At 65.6% G+C, this 15,197-nt stretch carries 13 protein-coding genes; 4 read left to right on the top strand and 9 right to left on the bottom strand.

Annotated features, from left to right (window positions below):
• Positions 1-32: 32 nt before the first annotated feature.
• The 7 genes from trpE to C2847_RS05415 form a co-directional block, all read right to left on the bottom strand.
• Positions 33-1,421 carry an anthranilate synthase component I gene (gene trpE, locus C2847_RS05445; RefSeq protein WP_105317444.1) on the bottom strand — a complete coding sequence of 463 codons (1,389 nt, stop codon included), beginning with the start codon at positions 1,419-1,421 and terminating at the stop codon, positions 33-35.
• 164 nt (positions 1,422-1,585) lie between these two features.
• Entirely contained in the window at positions 1,586-3,136 is a 1,551-nt protein-coding gene (gene pruA, locus C2847_RS05440; protein WP_105317443.1) for an L-glutamate gamma-semialdehyde dehydrogenase, read from the bottom strand.
• Between the two features lie 12 nt (positions 3,137-3,148).
• On the bottom strand, positions 3,149-4,072 hold the full coding sequence (locus tag C2847_RS05435) for a proline dehydrogenase (RefSeq protein ID WP_105317442.1): 924 nt from the start codon (positions 4,070-4,072) through the stop codon (positions 3,149-3,151).
• The gene (locus C2847_RS05430) at positions 4,069-4,731 is read right to left on the bottom strand and encodes a GntR family transcriptional regulator (RefSeq protein ID WP_105317459.1); all 663 of its coding nucleotides are present in this window, start codon (positions 4,729-4,731) and stop codon (positions 4,069-4,071) included. Before C2847_RS05430 ends, C2847_RS05435 begins: the two co-directional genes overlap by 4 nt.
• A gap of 77 nt (positions 4,732-4,808) precedes the next feature.
• Entirely contained in the window at positions 4,809-5,582 is a 774-nt protein-coding gene (locus C2847_RS05425) for a hypothetical protein (RefSeq protein WP_237258977.1), read from the bottom strand.
• Between the two features lie 4 nt (positions 5,583-5,586).
• On the bottom strand, positions 5,587-6,243 hold the full coding sequence (locus C2847_RS05420; protein WP_244187364.1) for a CsgG/HfaB family protein: 657 nt from the start codon (positions 6,241-6,243) through the stop codon (positions 5,587-5,589).
• Between the two features lie 186 nt (positions 6,244-6,429).
• Positions 6,430-7,353 (bottom strand): DUF4032 domain-containing protein, encoded by a 924-nt coding sequence (locus tag C2847_RS05415; RefSeq protein WP_244187363.1) that lies wholly within the window; start codon positions 7,351-7,353, stop codon positions 6,430-6,432.
• Between the two features lie 117 nt (positions 7,354-7,470).
• On the opposite strand from C2847_RS05415, the gene C2847_RS05410 reads away from it, so the two are divergent.
• Both C2847_RS05410 and C2847_RS05405 read left to right on the top strand, forming a co-directional pair.
• On the top strand, positions 7,471-8,658 hold the full coding sequence (locus C2847_RS05410; protein ID WP_105317441.1) for a glycine C-acetyltransferase: 1,188 nt from the start codon (positions 7,471-7,473) through the stop codon (positions 8,656-8,658).
• An 87-nt stretch (positions 8,659-8,745) separates the two neighbouring features.
• A complete protein-coding gene (locus C2847_RS05405; RefSeq protein ID WP_105317457.1) occupies positions 8,746-9,885 on the top strand; it encodes an Eco57I restriction-modification methylase domain-containing protein in 1,140 nt (379 codons plus the stop codon).
• Here the strand turns inward: C2847_RS05405 and C2847_RS05400 are convergent.
• Entirely contained in the window at positions 9,872-10,258 is a 387-nt protein-coding gene (locus C2847_RS05400) for a hypothetical protein (RefSeq protein WP_105317440.1), read from the bottom strand. The genes C2847_RS05405 and C2847_RS05400 overlap by 14 nt on opposite strands.
• A gap of 142 nt (positions 10,259-10,400) precedes the next feature.
• Here C2847_RS05400 and C2847_RS05395 point away from each other — a divergent pair, with 142 nt between their 5' ends.
• Together C2847_RS05395 and hrpB are read left to right on the top strand one after the other, a co-directional pair.
• Positions 10,401-12,308: a DNA topoisomerase subunit B gene (locus tag C2847_RS05395; protein ID WP_105317439.1), complete on the top strand. Its 1,908-nt coding sequence runs from the start codon at positions 10,401-10,403 to the stop codon at positions 12,306-12,308.
• A gap of 102 nt (positions 12,309-12,410) precedes the next feature.
• Entirely contained in the window at positions 12,411-14,705 is a 2,295-nt protein-coding gene (gene hrpB, locus C2847_RS05390) for an ATP-dependent helicase HrpB (RefSeq protein WP_105317438.1), read from the top strand.
• Here the strand turns inward: hrpB and C2847_RS05385 are convergent.
• Complete coding sequence (locus C2847_RS05385) at positions 14,702-15,040, bottom strand: hypothetical protein (protein ID WP_244187361.1); 339 nt, start codon at positions 15,038-15,040, stop codon at positions 14,702-14,704. The genes hrpB and C2847_RS05385 overlap by 4 nt on opposite strands.
• Positions 15,041-15,197 lie beyond the last annotated feature (157 nt).

Here is a 15,197-nt window from a genome sequence, read left to right as displayed (position 1 = left end):
GGATCCCCGACCGGGCGGAAGCCCGGTTGGGGCTAAAGTCCCTCCTCCGCCATCTCCACCGCCTTCAAAAGAGCCCTCGCCTTGTTCCAGCACTCCTCGTACTCCCTCTCCGGCACCGAGTCCGCCACGATGCCCGCCCCCGCCTGTACGTGCATCCACCCACCCACGATCACGAAGGTGCGCAAGGTGAGGGCCACGTCCATGGCCCCGTCGTAGGCCAGATACCCAAAGCTTCCCCCATAGGGTCCCCGGCGGTGGGGCTCCAGCTCCTCGATGATCTCCATGGCCCGGATCTTGGGGGCTCCCGAAACCGTGCCCATGGGAAGGACGCTGGCCAAGGCATCCAAGGGCGTCTTGCCCTCCGCCAAGAGGCCCTCCACCGTGGACACCAGGTGCATCACGTGGGAGTAGTACTCCACGTGCAAGGGCTCCAGGACCCGCACCGTGCCGAAGGCGGAAACCCGGCCGATGTCGTTGCGGGAAAGGTCCAGGAGCATCACGTGCTCGGCCCTTTCCTTCTCGTCCTTTAGAAGCTCCTCCGCAAGCCTTCTATCCTCCTCCTCGTCCCTCCCCCGGGGCCGGGTGCCGGCGATGGGCCGGGTGACCACCTTGCGCCCATCGGAGCGGAGGAGGCTTTCGGGGCTCGCCGAGACCAAGACCACCTCCCCCAGGTCCAGGTAGCCCATGTAGGGGCTCGGGTTCACGCTCCTCAGGGCCCGGTAGAGGGCGAAGGGGTGCACGGTAAGGGAGGAGGAAAGCCGTAAGGAGAGGACCACCTGGAAGATGTCCCCGGCGCGGATGTACTCCAAAGCCCTTTCCACCGCCCTTAAGTACTCCTCCCGGCTCATGTCGGGCTCAAAGCGGGTCCTCCCCCCCGGCCTTTCCCCCGGCACCCCCGGCAAGGGCCCCTTAAGCTTTTTCTCGGCCCAAAGAAGGCGGGCTTCAGCCTCCTCGAGGTCCCGCCCCGGGGCCACCAGGTGGAGAAGGTTTTTCAAGTGGTCAAAGACCGCCACCACCTCAGGCTCCACGAAGAGGAGGTCGGGGAGGCCCAGATCGTCGGGCTTGAGGGAGGGTAGGCGCTCGTAGTGGCGGATGAGGTCGTAGGCGGCGTACCCCACCACCCCCCCAAAGAAGGGGGGCAGGTCAGGGTGGCGTTCTAAAGGAGCATGGACCGCCTCGTAGAGGGTGCGCAAGGGGTCTTGGGTTCCCACCCGTTCCCCGTTTACGGTGAAGACCCCGTCCTTCAGGCGGAAGGTGCGCCTCGCCCCCACCCCGATGATGGAGAAGCGGCTTTGCCTTCCCCGCTCCACCGACTCCAGAAGAAAGCTCACCGGGGCCTTCTCCGAAAGCTTCAGGTAGGCGGTCACCGGGGTTTCCAGGTCGGCGAGCAGGGTCTTGCGAAAGGGCCTAATGGTCTCCATTCCACCTCCTAAACAAAGCCCCCGGGGTGTACCCCGGGGGAAAGACCGCCTCCACCCCGGGGCCTAACCGGGCCACCAGCGGGCGGAGAAAAGGGCCATAGCTATAAGATAGCCTAAAGCCCCCCAGGGGTCTAGGGGGGCTTGAGCCGGCATGGTTGGGGCCTTTAGAAGCGCTCCGCCACGGTCTTCATCTGCAGGAAGTGCAGGAGGTAATCGGGTCCCCCGGCCTTGGTGTCGGTGCCGGAGAGGTTGAAGCCGCCGAAGGGCTGGACCCCTACCAGGGCCCCGGTGATCTTGCGGTTGAAGTAAAGGTTCCCCACGTGAAACTCCCGCCTGGCCCGTTCCAGGTGCTCCCGCTTGCGGGAGTAAACCCCCCCCGTGAGGCCGTAGACGGTGTTGTTGGCCACCTCGAGGGCCTCCCCAAAGTCCTTCACCCGGATCACGGAAAGCACCGGGCCGAAGATTTCCTCCTGGGCGATTTTGGCGCTGGGGGGGACCTCGGTGAAGACGGTGGGGGCGATGAAGTAGCCCTCTCCCTCCAGGCGCTCTCCCCCCAAGACCAGCTGGCCTTCCCCCTTGCCGATCTCAACGTAGGAGAGGATCTTCTCCTCCTGCGCCTTGGAGGCCACGGGACCCAGGTCGGGGTTCTCCTCGGCCGGGCCCACCACCAGGCGCTCGGCCCGCTTCAAGACCCTTTCCATCAAGGGCTCAAAGGCCTTCTCCGTAACGATGAGCCGGCTTGCCGCCGAGCACTTCTGCCCCTGGAAGCCGTAAGCGGAGATGAGGATGCCCTCGGTGGCCGCGTCGAAATCGGCGGTTTCATCCACGATGATGGCGTCCTTACCACCGAGCTCCAGGAATACCCGCTTGATCCAGCGCTGGCCCGGGGCCAGCCTGGCCGCCGCCTGGTGGATCCAAAGCCCCACCTCGAGGCTCCCCGTGAAGTTGATGAAGCGGGTCTTGGGGTGCTCCACCAAATAGGCCCCCACCTCCCGCCCCTCCCCGGGCAGGAAGTTCACCACCCCCGGCGGGAAACCCGCCTCGTGGAAGATCTCAAAGACCTTGGCGGCGATGACCACCGTATCCTCCGCGGGCTTGGCCACCACGGTGTTCCCCACGGCCACCGGCCCGGCGATCATCCCGGTGAAGATGGCGATGGGGAAGTTCCAGGGGGCGATCACCACCCCAGCCCCCAGGGGGATGTAAAAGCTTTCGTTGTCCTCCCCGGGGTAGGGCACCACCTCTACCGAGGGGTACTTGTACTTGAGGGCCTGGCGGGCGTAGTACTCCAGGAAGTCGATGGCCTCGGCCACCTCGGCGCTGGCCTCGAGCCAGTTCTTGCCGATCTCGTAGACCAAGGTGGCCTCCAGCTCCCGCCTTCTCCTCTTCATGAGGGCAGCGGCCTTGAGGAGGAGGCGGCTCCGGTCCTCCTGGGGCCAGTCCTTCCAGGCTTTAAAGGCTCTCCAGGCCGCCTCCAGGGCGGCTTCCGCCTCGGAAGGCCCCGCCTTGGCGGTGCTCCCCACCACCTCGCTCGGGGCCGAGGGGTTTAGGGACTGGATCTTCTCCTTTGTATCCACCCAGGCCCCATCGACGTAGAGGCCATAATGGCGGCCAAACTCGGCCCTGACCCGCCTTAAGGCCTCCCGCATCTCCCGCTTGGCCTCCTCCGTCTGGAAGGTTTCTATGGGCTGGTTGCGGAAAGGTTCCACCGTCATGTCTTACCTCCTTTAGCCTCCTAGGAGGCTCCTTAGCACCAAAAACAGGTTTTCGGGCCGTTCGGCGATGCGCCGGCTTAGGTAGGGGTACCAGTGGGTGCCATAGGGCACGTAGGCCCGCACGGTATAGCCCTCCTGGGCCAGGCGCTTTTGTTCCTCGGGGCGCACCCCGTAGAGGAGCTGGAACTCAAAGCGGTCCTTGGGGATGCCCATGGCCCCGGTGTACCGCTTCACCTCAGCGATGAGCCTGGGATCGTGGGTAGCGAAGGCCACGTAAAGCCCTTCCTTCAGGGCTAGCTTCCCCAGGTGCAAAAACTCGGCGTCGATGAGGCGCTTATCCTGGAAGGCCACCTCCTTGGGCTCCCGGTAGGCTCCCTTCACCAGGCGGAGGTTGGGCCGGTAAGGGAGTAGCTCCCAGAAGTCCTTTTCCGTGCGGAACAGGTAGCTTTGTAAAACCACCCCCACCCCGCTGAAGCCCTCCTCCCTAAGTGCCTTGTAGATGCGCAAAGTGGCCTCCACCCTAGGGGAGTCCTCCATGTCCATGCGCACGAAGACCCCCCCGGGCTCGGCCTCGCGGAGGATGCCCCGCATGAGCTCCAGGGCCAGGGCCTCGGAAAGGTCCAGGCCCAGCTGGGTGAGCTTCAAGGAGACGTACCTGGGCCAGGGGCGCCCGGCCACCGCCCGGATGAGCTCCAAAATGCCCGCCTGGAAGGCGCGGGCCTCCTCCTCGCTCCTTACCATCTCTCCCAGGAGGTCCAAGATGGCGTGGACCCCCTGGGCCTCGAGCCGCTCCGCTGCCAAAAGGGCTTCCTCCAAGCTCTCCCCCGCCACATAGCGCCGCACCAGGCTCCTGGCCCGGGTCTTGATGAGGGCTTCCACCCTAGGGTCCCCCGCCACGGAAAGCACCGCCTGCCGATAGAACAAATCCAGGTTCATATCCCTCCTTTCCTAAGCCTGGCCACCACCAGGTCGCGGAACCGGTACACGTGGGCCTCCACCGCCCGCTTGGCCCCTTCGGGGTCCCGCCTCTTCAGGGCCTCGAGGATGGCCCAATGCTCCTTGCGGGTGGCCTCCTCCTGGGAGAGGTTGGGCAAGGCGCTCCGCACCAGGGCCAGGCTGGCAAGGAGGTCCTCGTAAAGGCGGTAGAGGGTCTTGTTCCCGGAAAGCCGCACCAAGGCCCGGTGGAACTCCAGGTCCCGGCGCATCTGCTCGGGATAGTCCTCGGGGGGAGCTTCGTCAATGGCTTTAAGGCGGGCCTCGAGGTCGGCAAGCTCCCAAGGGGTAGCCCTAAGGGCCGCCTCCCGGGCCGCCTCCCCCTCCAAAAGGGCCCGCACCCCATAGACCTCCTCCACCTCCTCCGGGGTGAAGGCCTTGACCCTCGCCCCCTTACCCGGAACGAGCTCCACAAGCCCTTCCTCGGCCAGGCGCATCAGGGCCTCCCGCACCGGGGTGCGGGACACCCCGAGCTCCTGGGCCAAAAGGGGCTCGGAAAGCCTTTCCCCAGGGGCAAAGCGCCCGGAGAGGAGGAGGTCTTTGAGGTGGCCGTAGACCGCCTCGCGCACCTGGTTGGGTCGGCGGAAGCCCACAGTGTGCATCCTGTATACAGGGTAACGGTAAACCCCAACCAAAGCAAGGGCAGGGAAACCCCTGCCCTTGCCCAAAACCCGAAGGGTCAGCGCACCCGGGCCTCTATGGCGAACCCACTTACCTCGGTTACCTCCAAGGGGAGGAGGCGTAGCCCCTCCAAGAGGGCAGCGAGCTCATCCACGGGTCCTTGGAAGACCACCTCGGCCTCGAGGACACCGTTGGCGAAGCTCTTCCGCTCCGCCGAGATCACACCCTTCTGGGAAGAAAGCTCCCTTAAAAGCACGGAAGCATCCGTGAAGCTCTTCAGGCCGGTTACGGTAAGCCGCACCACAGGATTAGTCCCCGCAGCAGCAAAATCCTGCTTGCGGAGCGCTTGTCCCACTTCCTTACCCAAGTTGCGCAAGGCGGCAAAGGCCGCTTCCCGCTCCGAGGTGCCCGTCCCCGTTTGGGAGGGACTCCAGCTACCCACCACTTGGCCTGTGCTGGCCATCACCAGCCGAACATCCCCCGTAGCCTTGTAAGTGTAGAAAGTGGCCACGTTGGTGCGGGAAGCCAGGACCCGGGAAGTGAAGACACGACTCACCACCAAGGCATCAGCCTTGAAGTTCGTGGCCAGGGTAATAGCCGCCAAAGCATCTCCTTGCACCAGGCGGGTGAGGAGCTGCCGGTCCGCCACCTTTTGCACCTGCGCAGCATCCAACACCCGAAACCCCGCCCGGAGAAGCTCCTCCCGCAAGGCCGCCTCGTAAAGGCCTGCCTCCTCGTCCCACCAATACTCCCCTTGGCTCACGAGAATAAGGGTCTTAGGCCCCTGGCCTAGAGCCACCTCCAGAACCGCAAAAAACAAGAGTAAGAGCAAGCCCTTAAGGCTGCTGGTAAGGCTTACCATCCGGAGCATATTTGAAGTAACTCCTGGGAGTGCGGTTAATAATCTCCTTGACAGCGTTGGAGACCATCACCGCTAACGCTTTGCCCATGGGGGTCTTCTCGTACTGCTTAAGCCCACCCCCAAAGGCAGCGCCTGGGACCAAGACACCTAGCACCCCCCCATAATCCACATCCGTAGCCTCACCCTCCACACGGAAAGCGGAAACTATAGCCCCGCTTTGAGCGTCCACAATGCGCATATCCACGGCTACGTAGGAACGCTTTTGACCTGCACCGAAGGCCCCCAGGAGACCCCCCAAAATCCCTCCGCCACCCCCACGGGTACCGCCCGCATCCGGCTCAAAAGCGGTAATAGAGCCCACTACCAACAGCTCAGCGCCTTGAAGGTTCAGGGGTTTGCCTCCTAGGTACGCCTCTTGCTGGATTTGGGCCAGAACGGAACGGTCATAGACGATGAAGTGGTTGGTGTTGATCAGGGCGGTCATCAAGAGCTCCGAGATACCTGCCCCTGCGCCTGAAGGGCACTGGGCAGAGGCGCAGATAAAGTTGGCCACCACCGCCTTAGCCCGAGGCCCCGTGTAGTTGGCGTAGGGATTTTCCCCCTCCAAGCCCGAGGAGGCCCTGGTGGTCACACTAGGAGCACACGCCGTCAGGGCTGCCAAGAGAACCGTACCAAGCAGGGCAAAACCTCTTCTCATAGGGTTCACCTCGCTTCCTAGGCACCTAGACGATCTCCAAGTGCCCTTCTCAAGGTTAAGTGTCCAAAATAGGCAGAGTCAAGTGCAAATGCACTTCGTTTACAGAGAAAGAGGAGAAACCTAGCGCCTGCTCCCCCAAGACCTAAACCAAGCCTTTAACCCGCTTCCCCTCCGCTTCCACCATGGCCCAAAGCGGGCCTCGTAACTCCGCGCCGCCTCCTCGGGGGAAAGCTCCGCCCCGAGCTCCTGGGCCAGGAAGTAGCGGTGGTCCATGATCCAGAGGTAAAGGTCCGCCTCGGTACGCCCGGGGAACTCCGCCAGAAGCCCAAGCTTCCGGATAGCCTCTAGGGTGGGCTTATAGAGGTTCTGGTACCAGTCCACCACCGCTTCTTCCCAGGAGACCTCCCGACCCTCCTCGAGGCCCTTGAAGTACCGCCGGGTGGCGATGTGGTCCAGGAGGATATCGTAGCGGCCCAGGGTAGAAAAGAGAATGTCTTCCGCCTCAGGCACCAGCTCCTTGAGCCGGGTCTTCTCCAGGAAGTGGGCGTACTCCGCCTTGAGGATCAGGTCCTTCAGGGTGTCCTTGGCCTCCACGGGCACGGGGACGTCTAGGGCGATCACGTAGGCGTCTATGTACTTCTGCCCCGTGGCCTTGGCCAGGGCCACCCGGTGGTGGCCGTCCTTGACGAAGTAGGCCTCCCCCACCTGGTACACCTCAATAGGGGGAAACTCCACCCCTGAAAGCTGGAGAGCCCTGAGGCGTTTCCAGCGCTCCAGGGTATGGGGGGTTCGCGGGAGGAAGTGGCGGTGGAAATCCTCGTAGCGGTCCACCGAGCCCACCACCTTGTCCACCTCGATGGATCTAAGCCCAAGGTGATGCTCCCCCCTGGGCCGTAAGGCCAAGGCTTCATGGAAGGAAAGGAGGGTATCGGGCTCCCCTTTAAACCGGTGAACCAGCTCCAGGAGTCTAGCCCGCCACTCCAAGCGTTTCGCCTCGTATTCCGCCTGCCAGGATTCCCTGGGTGTGGATTGGTCCATGGTCATGGAAACGCTCCCACCTCCTCACTCAGGTTACCCCCTCTGGATCAAGAGAAGGTAAGAAACACCCGCAAGTCCAGGTGCGGCTTGCCATGAACCCACCCCCCGGGGTTAGATAAGGCCATGAGCCTATCCCTGCGCGCCCGCGTGGAAAGCGAGCTGGAAAGGTTAAAGCAGGAGGGATTGTACATCCGCCCCAGGGTCCTCGAGGCCCCCCAGGAACCCGTGACCCGGGTGGAGGGGCGGGAGGTGGTGAACCTGGCCTCCAACAACTACCTGGGCTTCGCCAACCACCCCTACCTGAAGGAGAAAGCCCGCCAGTACCTGGACCGGTGGGGGGCGGGGAGCGGGGCGGTGCGCACCATCGCCGGCACCTTCACCTACCACCTGGAGCTGGAGGAAGCCCTGGCCCGCTTCAAGGGCACGGAAAGCGCCTTGGTCCTGCAGTCGGGTTTCACCGCCAACCAGGGGGTGCTGGGAGCCTTGCTCCAGGAGGGGGACCTGGTCTTCTCCGACGAGCTGAACCACGCCAGCATCATCGACGGCCTCCGCCTCACCAAGGCCACCCGTTTGGTCTACCGCCACGCGGACGTGGCGCATCTGGAGGAGCTCCTGAAGGCCCACGACACGGATGGTCTAAAGCTGATCGTCACCGACGGGGTCTTCTCCATGGACGGGGACATCGCCCCCCTGGACCGCATCGTGCCCCTGGCCAAGCGGTACGGGGCGGTGGTCTACGTGGACGACGCCCACGGGAGCGGGGTCTTGGGGGAGATGGGCAAGGGCACGGTGCACCATTTTGGCTTCCACGCTGACCCCGACGTGATCCAGGTGGCCACCCTCTCCAAGGCCTGGGCGGTGGTGGGGGGGTACGCCGCCGGGGCGTTAGAGCTCAAGGACCTCCTTATCAACAAGGCCCGGCCCTTCCTCTTCTCCACCAGCCACCCCCCGGCGGTGGTGGGGGCTTTGCTGGGTGCCTTAGGGCTCATCCAGAAGGAGCCCGGGCGGGTGGAGCGCCTCTGGGAGAACACCCGCTACTTCAAGGCCGAACTCGCCCGCATGGGCTACGACACCCTAGGAAGCCAAACCCCCATCACCCCGGTACTCTTCGGGGAGGCCCCCTTGGCCTTTGAAGCGAGCTGCCTCCTCCTGGAAGAAGGGGTTTTCGCTGTGGGTATTGGTTTTCCCACGGTGCCCAGGGGGAAAGCCCGGATCCGCAACATCGTCACCGCCGCCCACACCCAGGAGATGCTGGACAAAGCCCTCGAGGCCTACGAGAAAGTCGGCCGTAAGCTTGGGGTGATCCGCTAGGCTGCTTCCCGAAGGACACACCGGGTGATTTCCTTGCCCTCCCGTACCCTGGGCCGCATCCTCACCCCTCCCTCCTTGGTGGGCTTCATGGTCTCCCTGGCGGAGGCCCCCAAGGGGGGGAAGATCCTGGAGCCCGCCGCGGCCCACGCTCCCTTCCTCCGGGCCTTCCGGGAGGCGCACGGCTCAGGCTACCGCTTCCACGCCCTCGAGGTGGACCCCCTGGCCTTTGACCCTCCCCCCTGGGCGGAGGCCCACCTGGCGGACTTCCTCCTCTGGGAGCCCAACGAGACCTTCCACCTCATCCTGGGGAACCCGCCCTACGGGGCCCTGGGGGCTGGGGTGCGGCTGGACCCTGAGCGGCGGAGGCTTTACCGAAGGCGCTTCACCACCTGGCACGGGCGCTACAACCTCTACGGGGCCTTCCTGGAAAAGGGGGTGCGCCTCCTGAAGCCGGGAGGGGTTCTGCTCTACGTGGTCCCCGCAGGCTGGATGGTGCTGGAGGAGTTCCAAAAGCTTCGGACCTTCCTCGCCCGGGAAGGGGCCCTGGAGGTCTTCTACCTGGGACGGGCCTTCCCTGGCCTAAAGGTGCGGGCCACGGTCTTGCGCTTCCGCAAGGGCGGGAAGGGCCTACGCCTCTACGAGGCCCAAGCCCTGCGGGAAGGGGACCCGCCCCGCCTCCTCCTGGAAACCCCCTATTGGCAGGGGGAGATGGTGCGCTTTCCCCATGAGGAAGCCATGGCCCTGGAAAGGGAGGGGATCCCCCTGGAAGAGGCCTTCCGCATCCACTTCGCCGCCCGAAGCCCCGAGGTACGGGCCCATCCCCTGACCCGACCCCACCCGGGCCCCGGCCTGGTGCCCGTACTCACCGGCAGGAACCTCCTCCCGGGAGAGGTGGACTACGAAACCCCCCACTCTGGCCTCTACTTCCCCAAGGAAGCCGCTTACCTTTTGAAACCTTTCTACATCATCCCCCACCTGGTGGTGGGCAGCACCCGGCACTACCGGGTGGTGGCCGCTTGGGATGGGCGGGCTTACCCCTGGCGGGAGGAGTTCCATCTCCTCCCCAAGGAAGGGGTGCGTCTGGACCCAGAGGCCCTCGTAGCCTACCTGAATGACCCCCAGATCCAAGCCTACTACCGGGGCCTCTATCGGGAGGTGGTGCCCCACCTCACCCGGCCCATGCTGGAACGCCTCCCCCTGCCAAAGGAACTGGTCAGCGTCCGGTGAAGTAGACCCGGAGCACCAAGCCCACGGCGAAGAGGAGGCCCAGGGCCACGAAAACCTCCGGGCGCTTGGGGGGGTCCTTTAGGCCCCGGTGGAACCAGCCCCCGGGCTCGAGGCCCCCCAGGTAGTGAAGCCCCGCGGCCAGGAGGAGGCCGTAAAGGAGGTGCAGGCCATCCTTGGGCCTGAGGCCCGCCAGGAAAAGGGCAAACCCCAGGGCCACCTGCAGGATGGCCACCCAGGCCACGCCCCGCAAGAGGGCGTAGAAGCGGGCGGGAAGGGGCCGGGAAAAGCCCCTTAGGCCCACCAGGGCCAAGGCGGGTACCGCCAGAAGGAGGGCAAGGCCCAAGAGAGCGTGCAGAAAGACCAGCGCCGACATGAGGGCATGATACTGGGAAGCCCCCAGACGGAGGGCAGGACACTTTTTGCATAGGTTCCCGCAAGCCTAGGAGGCCTACAGGCTGCCAGTTCCCTTTCTCAAGGGAAAAAACCGCCCCAAAAGCCTGTGCTATACTAAGGGGGTGAGCTACGACGCATCCGCCATTAAGGTGCTCAAGGGGCTGGAGGGGGTACGCCACCGCCCCGCCATGTACATCGGGGGCACGGGGGTGGAGGGCTACCACCACCTCTTCAAGGAAATCCTGGACAACGCCGTGGACGAGGCCCTGGCGGGCTACGCCACGGAGATCGTCACCACCCTCAACCCCGATGGCTCCCTCACCGTGGAGGACAACGGCCGGGGCATCCCCGTGGACCTGATGCCCGAGGAGGGCAAACCCGCGGTGGAGGTGATCTACACCACCCTGCATTCCGGGGGCAAGTTTGACAGCAGCGCCTACAAGGTCTCAGGGGGCCTCCACGGGGTAGGGGCCAGCGTGGTGAACGCCCTTTCCGAGTGGACGGCGGTGGAGGTGTTCCGGGAGGGAAAGCACCACCGGATCGCCTTCAGCCGGGGCGAGGTCACCGAACCCCTTGCCGTGGTGGGGCCCGCTCCCAAGGGCAAGACCGGCACCCGGGTCACCTTCAAGCCCGATCCCCTCATCTTCGGGAACCAGGCCTTTGACCCCAGCAAGATCAGGGCCCGCCTGCGCGAGGTGAGCTACCTGGTGGCGGGGCTCAAGCTGGTCTTCAAGGACCTCATCCACGGGCGGGAGGACGTCTACCTGGACAAAGGCGGGGTGGCCTCCTTCGCCAAGGCCCTGGCGGAAGAAGAGGAACTTCTTTACGAAAAGCCCTTCCTCCTCAAGGGGCAGGAGGGGGAGGTGGAGGTGGAGGTGGGCCTCATCCACACCAAGGGGTACAACGCCGAGATCCTCACCTACGCCAACATGATCCCCACCCGGGACGGGGGAACCCACCTCACCGCCTTTAAGAGCGCCTACAGCCGGGCCCTGAACCAGTACGCCAAGAAGGCGGGCCTCAACAAGGAAAAAGGCCCCCAGCCCACCGGGGATGACCTTCTGGAGGGGCTTTATGCCGTGGTGAGCGTGAAGCTCCCCCAGCCCCAGTTTGAGGGCCAGACCAAGGGGAAGCTTTTAAACCCCGAGGCGGGGAGCGCCGTAAGCCAGGTGGTCTACGAGAAGTTTTTGGAGATCCTCGAGGAGAACCCCCGAATCGCCAAGACCATCTACGAGAAGGCCCTGCGGGCCGCCCAAGCCCGGGAGGCCGCCCGGAAGGCCCGGGAGCTGGTGCGCCGGCAAAACCCTCTGGAGTCCGACGACCTTCCGGGAAAGCTGGCCGACTGCCAAACGGAAAACCCGGAGGAAGCGGAGCTTTTCATCGTGGAGGGGGACTCGGCCGGGGGAAGCGCCAAGCAGGGCCGCGACCGGCGCTTCCAAGCCATCCTGCCCCTTAGGGGCAAGATCCTCAACGTGGAAAAGGCGGGGCTTTCCAAGGCCCTCAAGAACGCCGAGGTCCGGGCCATGGTGGCGGCCATCGGGGTGGGGATCGGGGGTACGGGCGATGAAACCCACTTCGACCTCGAGGGCCTCCGTTACCACAAGATCATCATCATGACCGACGCCGACGTGGACGGAAGCCACATCCGCACCCTCCTCCTCACCTTCTTCTACCGCTACATGCGGCCCCTGATCGAAAGGGGGCACGTGTTCATCGCCCAGCCGCCCCTTTACCGCCTGCAGGTGGGGAAAAAGGTGGAGTACCTCTACTCCGAGGAGGAGCTTTCCGCCCGCCTTCGTGAGCTGGAGGGGAAAAGCTACGAGGTGCAGCGCTTCAAGGGCCTGGGGGAGATGAACCCCGAGCAGCTTTGGGAGACCACCATGAACCCGGAGAAGCGGGTTTTGAAGAAGGTGGAGCTCCAGGACGCCCTCGAGGCCAGCGAGCTCTTCGAGAAGCTCATGGGACAGGAAGTAGCCCCCAGGAGGGAGTTCATTGAGGAGCACGCCCGCTACGCGGAGCTGGACATCTAACCCCATCCCGGCTTCGTTAGGGTGGGGGCCCTGGGAAGGGATGAGCACAGCTCCGGCAAAGGTTGGGGTAAGAAGGGCATAACCCCACCCCCAAAGGCAGGGATGGAAGGCTGGCTGGACCAAGGGGTGGCCCTCCTTCAGAAGGAGGGCCGCCTTCTCCTGGTGGCCCCCCCGGGGACGGGCAAGAGCACCCTCTTTCCCCTAAAGGTGCTCCAGGCCCTGCCCGGCAAGGTGCTCCTCTTTGAGCCCAGGCGGGTGGCGGCCCGGGCGGTGGCCGCCCGCCTGGCGGAAAACCTGGGGGAGCCCCTGGGGAAGACGGTGGGCTACCGGGTGCGCCTGGAGGGGAAGGAAAGCCAGGCCACCCGGCTCCTGGTCATGACCGAGGGCCTCCTCACCCGGCTCCTCTTGGAAGACCCCGCCCTCTTGGGGGTCTCCGCCGTCCTCCTGGACGAGGCCCACGAGCGCCACCTGGAGTCCGACCTGGCCCTGGCCCTCCTCCTACGGGTACAGGAAACCCTGAGGCCCGACCTGAGGCTTGCCCTCCTCACCGCCACCCCCGACGAGGACCTCAGGCGGGCTTTTTCCGGGGCGGTCTTGGAGGTGGAGGGGAAGGGCCACCCGGTGGAGGTGTTCCACCTGCCCAAGGCCCCCGAGGGCCCCCTGGAACCCCTGGCCGCCCGCTACGCCAAAAAGGCTTTCCTGGAGGGGGAAGGAGACGTTTTGGTCTTCCTGCCGGGCAAAGCCGAGATCGAAAGGACCAGGAGGCTCCTGGAGGACCTTCCCGCCTTCCCCCTCCACGGGGGGCTTCCCCTTTCGGAGCAGGCGGCCCTCCTCAGGCCAGGGCCGCGTAGGATCGTTCTGGCCACGGACGTGGCAGAGACGAGCCTCACCCTGCCGGGGGTGCGGGCGGTGGTGGACAGCGGGCTTGCCAAGAAGCCCCGCTTTGACCCCCGCACGGGCCTCACCCGCCTGGCCCTTTCGCCCATCCCCGAGGCCTCCGCCCGCCAAAGGGCGGGGCGGGCCGGGCGCACGGGGCCGGGGCGGGTGTACCGGCTCTACCCCGAGGGTCCCTTTCCCCCCCAAAGGCCCGAGGTGCTGGAAGCGGACCTCTCCCGGGCCCTCCTCCTGGCCCTGGCCTTTGGGGAACGGCCGGAGACCCTTCCCCTCCCCACCCCGCCCCCCCAAGGGGCCCTCGAGGCCGCCTGGAACCTCCTGCGGCTCCTGGGCGCGGTGGAGGGGGAACGCCTCACCCCCTTGGGGCGGCGGATGCTCGCCCTTCCCACCCACCCCCGCTTGGCCCGCATGGTCCTGGAGGCGGAAGGCCTGGGCCTCCTCCCCCTGGCCGCCGACCTCCTGGCCCTTTTGGAGGAGCGGGACCCCTTGGAGGGGGAGGCGGATCTTGTGGAGAAGCTTGCGGGGGTCCTCGAGGTCCGAAAGGTAGGACGGGGAGCTTTTTCAGGGGTGGAGCGGGTCTCCGCCCTTTGGCGAGGAAGGCTCGGGGTACCTCCCCTGCAGAGCCTCCCCGCCCCGGAAGCGGTGGGGAGGCTTCTCCTCGCCGCCTACCCCGACCGGGCAGCGGAAAGGGTAACCCCCGGGCGCTACCGCCTGGCCACCGGGCCCCTTCTGCGCTTGGGAGGGGAGGGCCCGCCCTACCTGGTGGCGGTGGGGGCGGAGGCGGGCCCACGGGAAGGGCGCGTCCTCCTCTACGCCCCCCTGGCCCGGGAAGACCTCCTGGAACGGGCAGAGGTGGCCGCCTGGACGGGGTGGGAGGAGGGAAGGCTAAGGGGCTATCTGGAGCGGCGCTACGGGGCCCTGGCGCTGGAACGCATAGCGGTGGACCCGGGCCCGCCCACGGAGGCCCATCTGCGGGAGGCCCTGAAGGAGGGGCTTCCCCTCCCCGAGGAGGCCCGGCAGGTCCTCCTGCGCCTGGCCTTCCTACGGGCCCACGGGATGGCGGTGAGGGAGCTTTCGGAGGAGGCCCTCCTGGAAGACCTCTCCTGGCTCCTCCCTTGGGCCGCGGGGGTGAGGCGAAAGGAGGAGCTGAAGGCCTTGCCCTGGAAGGAGGTCCTCCTCTCCCTCCTGGGCGAAGGCCGGCGCGCCTTGGAGGAGCTCGCCCCCGAGGCCCTTCTCCTGCCCTCGGGGAAAAGGAAGCGCCTGGAATACCGCCAAGACGCCCCACCCCTCCTCTCCCTCCGCATCCAGGAGGCCTTCGGCCTGTGGGAAACCCCAAGGGTTTTGGCGGGGAAGGTGCCGGTGGCGGTGGCCCTCCTTTCCCCTGCAGGGCGTCCGGTGCAGGTGACCCAGGACCTAAGAGGCTTCTGGGAGCGGCACTACCCCAGGGTGCGGCAGGAACTCATGCGCCGCTACCCCAAGCATCCCTGGCCGGAGCGGCCCTAAGGGCGGAAGACCTCCGCGCGGAAACCCAAGGCCCTGGCCCTTTCCACCAAGAGGGGGTTGTCGTCCAGGTAAAGGGCCTCCTCCGGGGAAAGCCCTAAGGAGCGTAGGGCTAGGGCGACGGCCTCCAGCTTCTCCGGGTGGAAGAAGGCCCGGTAGCCCTCAGGGGGCGGAAGGTCGGAGACCAGATAAAAAGGCTCGGGGAAGGGGTGGGTTCGGAGCCGGAAGGCCCTTGGGTAGTGCCGGCTTGCCCCTGGGAAAAGGGCGTCCAAAACCCCCGGCCCCTCCGCCCTCAGGCGGGGCAGGAGGTCGTAAAAGGCCTGGGAAAGGTAGCTCAAAACTTGCACTTATCCACCCCCCGCATACCCATGCGCCAGGGGACCACTTGAAAAGGGCCGCCGGGTTCCCTTCGGATGAAGGGTGCCATGACCCAAACGGCCCAAGCTCTACTCTGGACCCTCCTGGCCCTCCTGCCAACCCCCCACCTCCGCGAAT

Source organism: Thermus tenuipuniceus (assembly GCF_002964845.1).
Lineage (GTDB): Bacteria > Deinococcota > Deinococci > Deinococcales > Thermaceae > Thermus > Thermus tenuipuniceus.
Note: the sequence above shows the minus strand (reverse complement) of the source record. Positions and strands in the feature narration are given on the sequence as shown.

Coding starts and splice junctions, on each gene's coding strand:
- C2847_RS05405 (WP_105317457.1), top strand. CDS start 8,746: ATGGTCTCCCTGGCGGAGGCCCCCAAGGGGGGGAAGATCCTGGAGCCC.
- trpE (WP_105317444.1), bottom strand. CDS start 1,421: ATGGAGACCATTAGGCCCTTTCGCAAGACCCTGCTCGCCGACCTGGAA.
- C2847_RS05415 (WP_244187363.1), bottom strand. CDS start 7,353: ATGACCATGGACCAATCCACACCCAGGGAATCCTGGCAGGCGGAATAC.
- C2847_RS05410 (WP_105317441.1), top strand. CDS start 7,471: ATGAGCCTATCCCTGCGCGCCCGCGTGGAAAGCGAGCTGGAAAGGTTA.
- C2847_RS05435 (WP_105317442.1), bottom strand. CDS start 4,072: ATGAACCTGGATTTGTTCTATCGGCAGGCGGTGCTTTCCGTGGCGGGG.
- pruA (WP_105317443.1), bottom strand. CDS start 3,136: ATGACGGTGGAACCTTTCCGCAACCAGCCCATAGAAACCTTCCAGACG.
- hrpB (WP_105317438.1), top strand. CDS start 12,411: ATGGAAGGCTGGCTGGACCAAGGGGTGGCCCTCCTTCAGAAGGAGGGC.
- C2847_RS05430 (WP_105317459.1), bottom strand. CDS start 4,731: ATGCACACTGTGGGCTTCCGCCGACCCAACCAGGTGCGCGAGGCGGTC.
- C2847_RS05400 (WP_105317440.1), bottom strand. CDS start 10,258: ATGTCGGCGCTGGTCTTTCTGCACGCTCTCTTGGGCCTTGCCCTCCTT.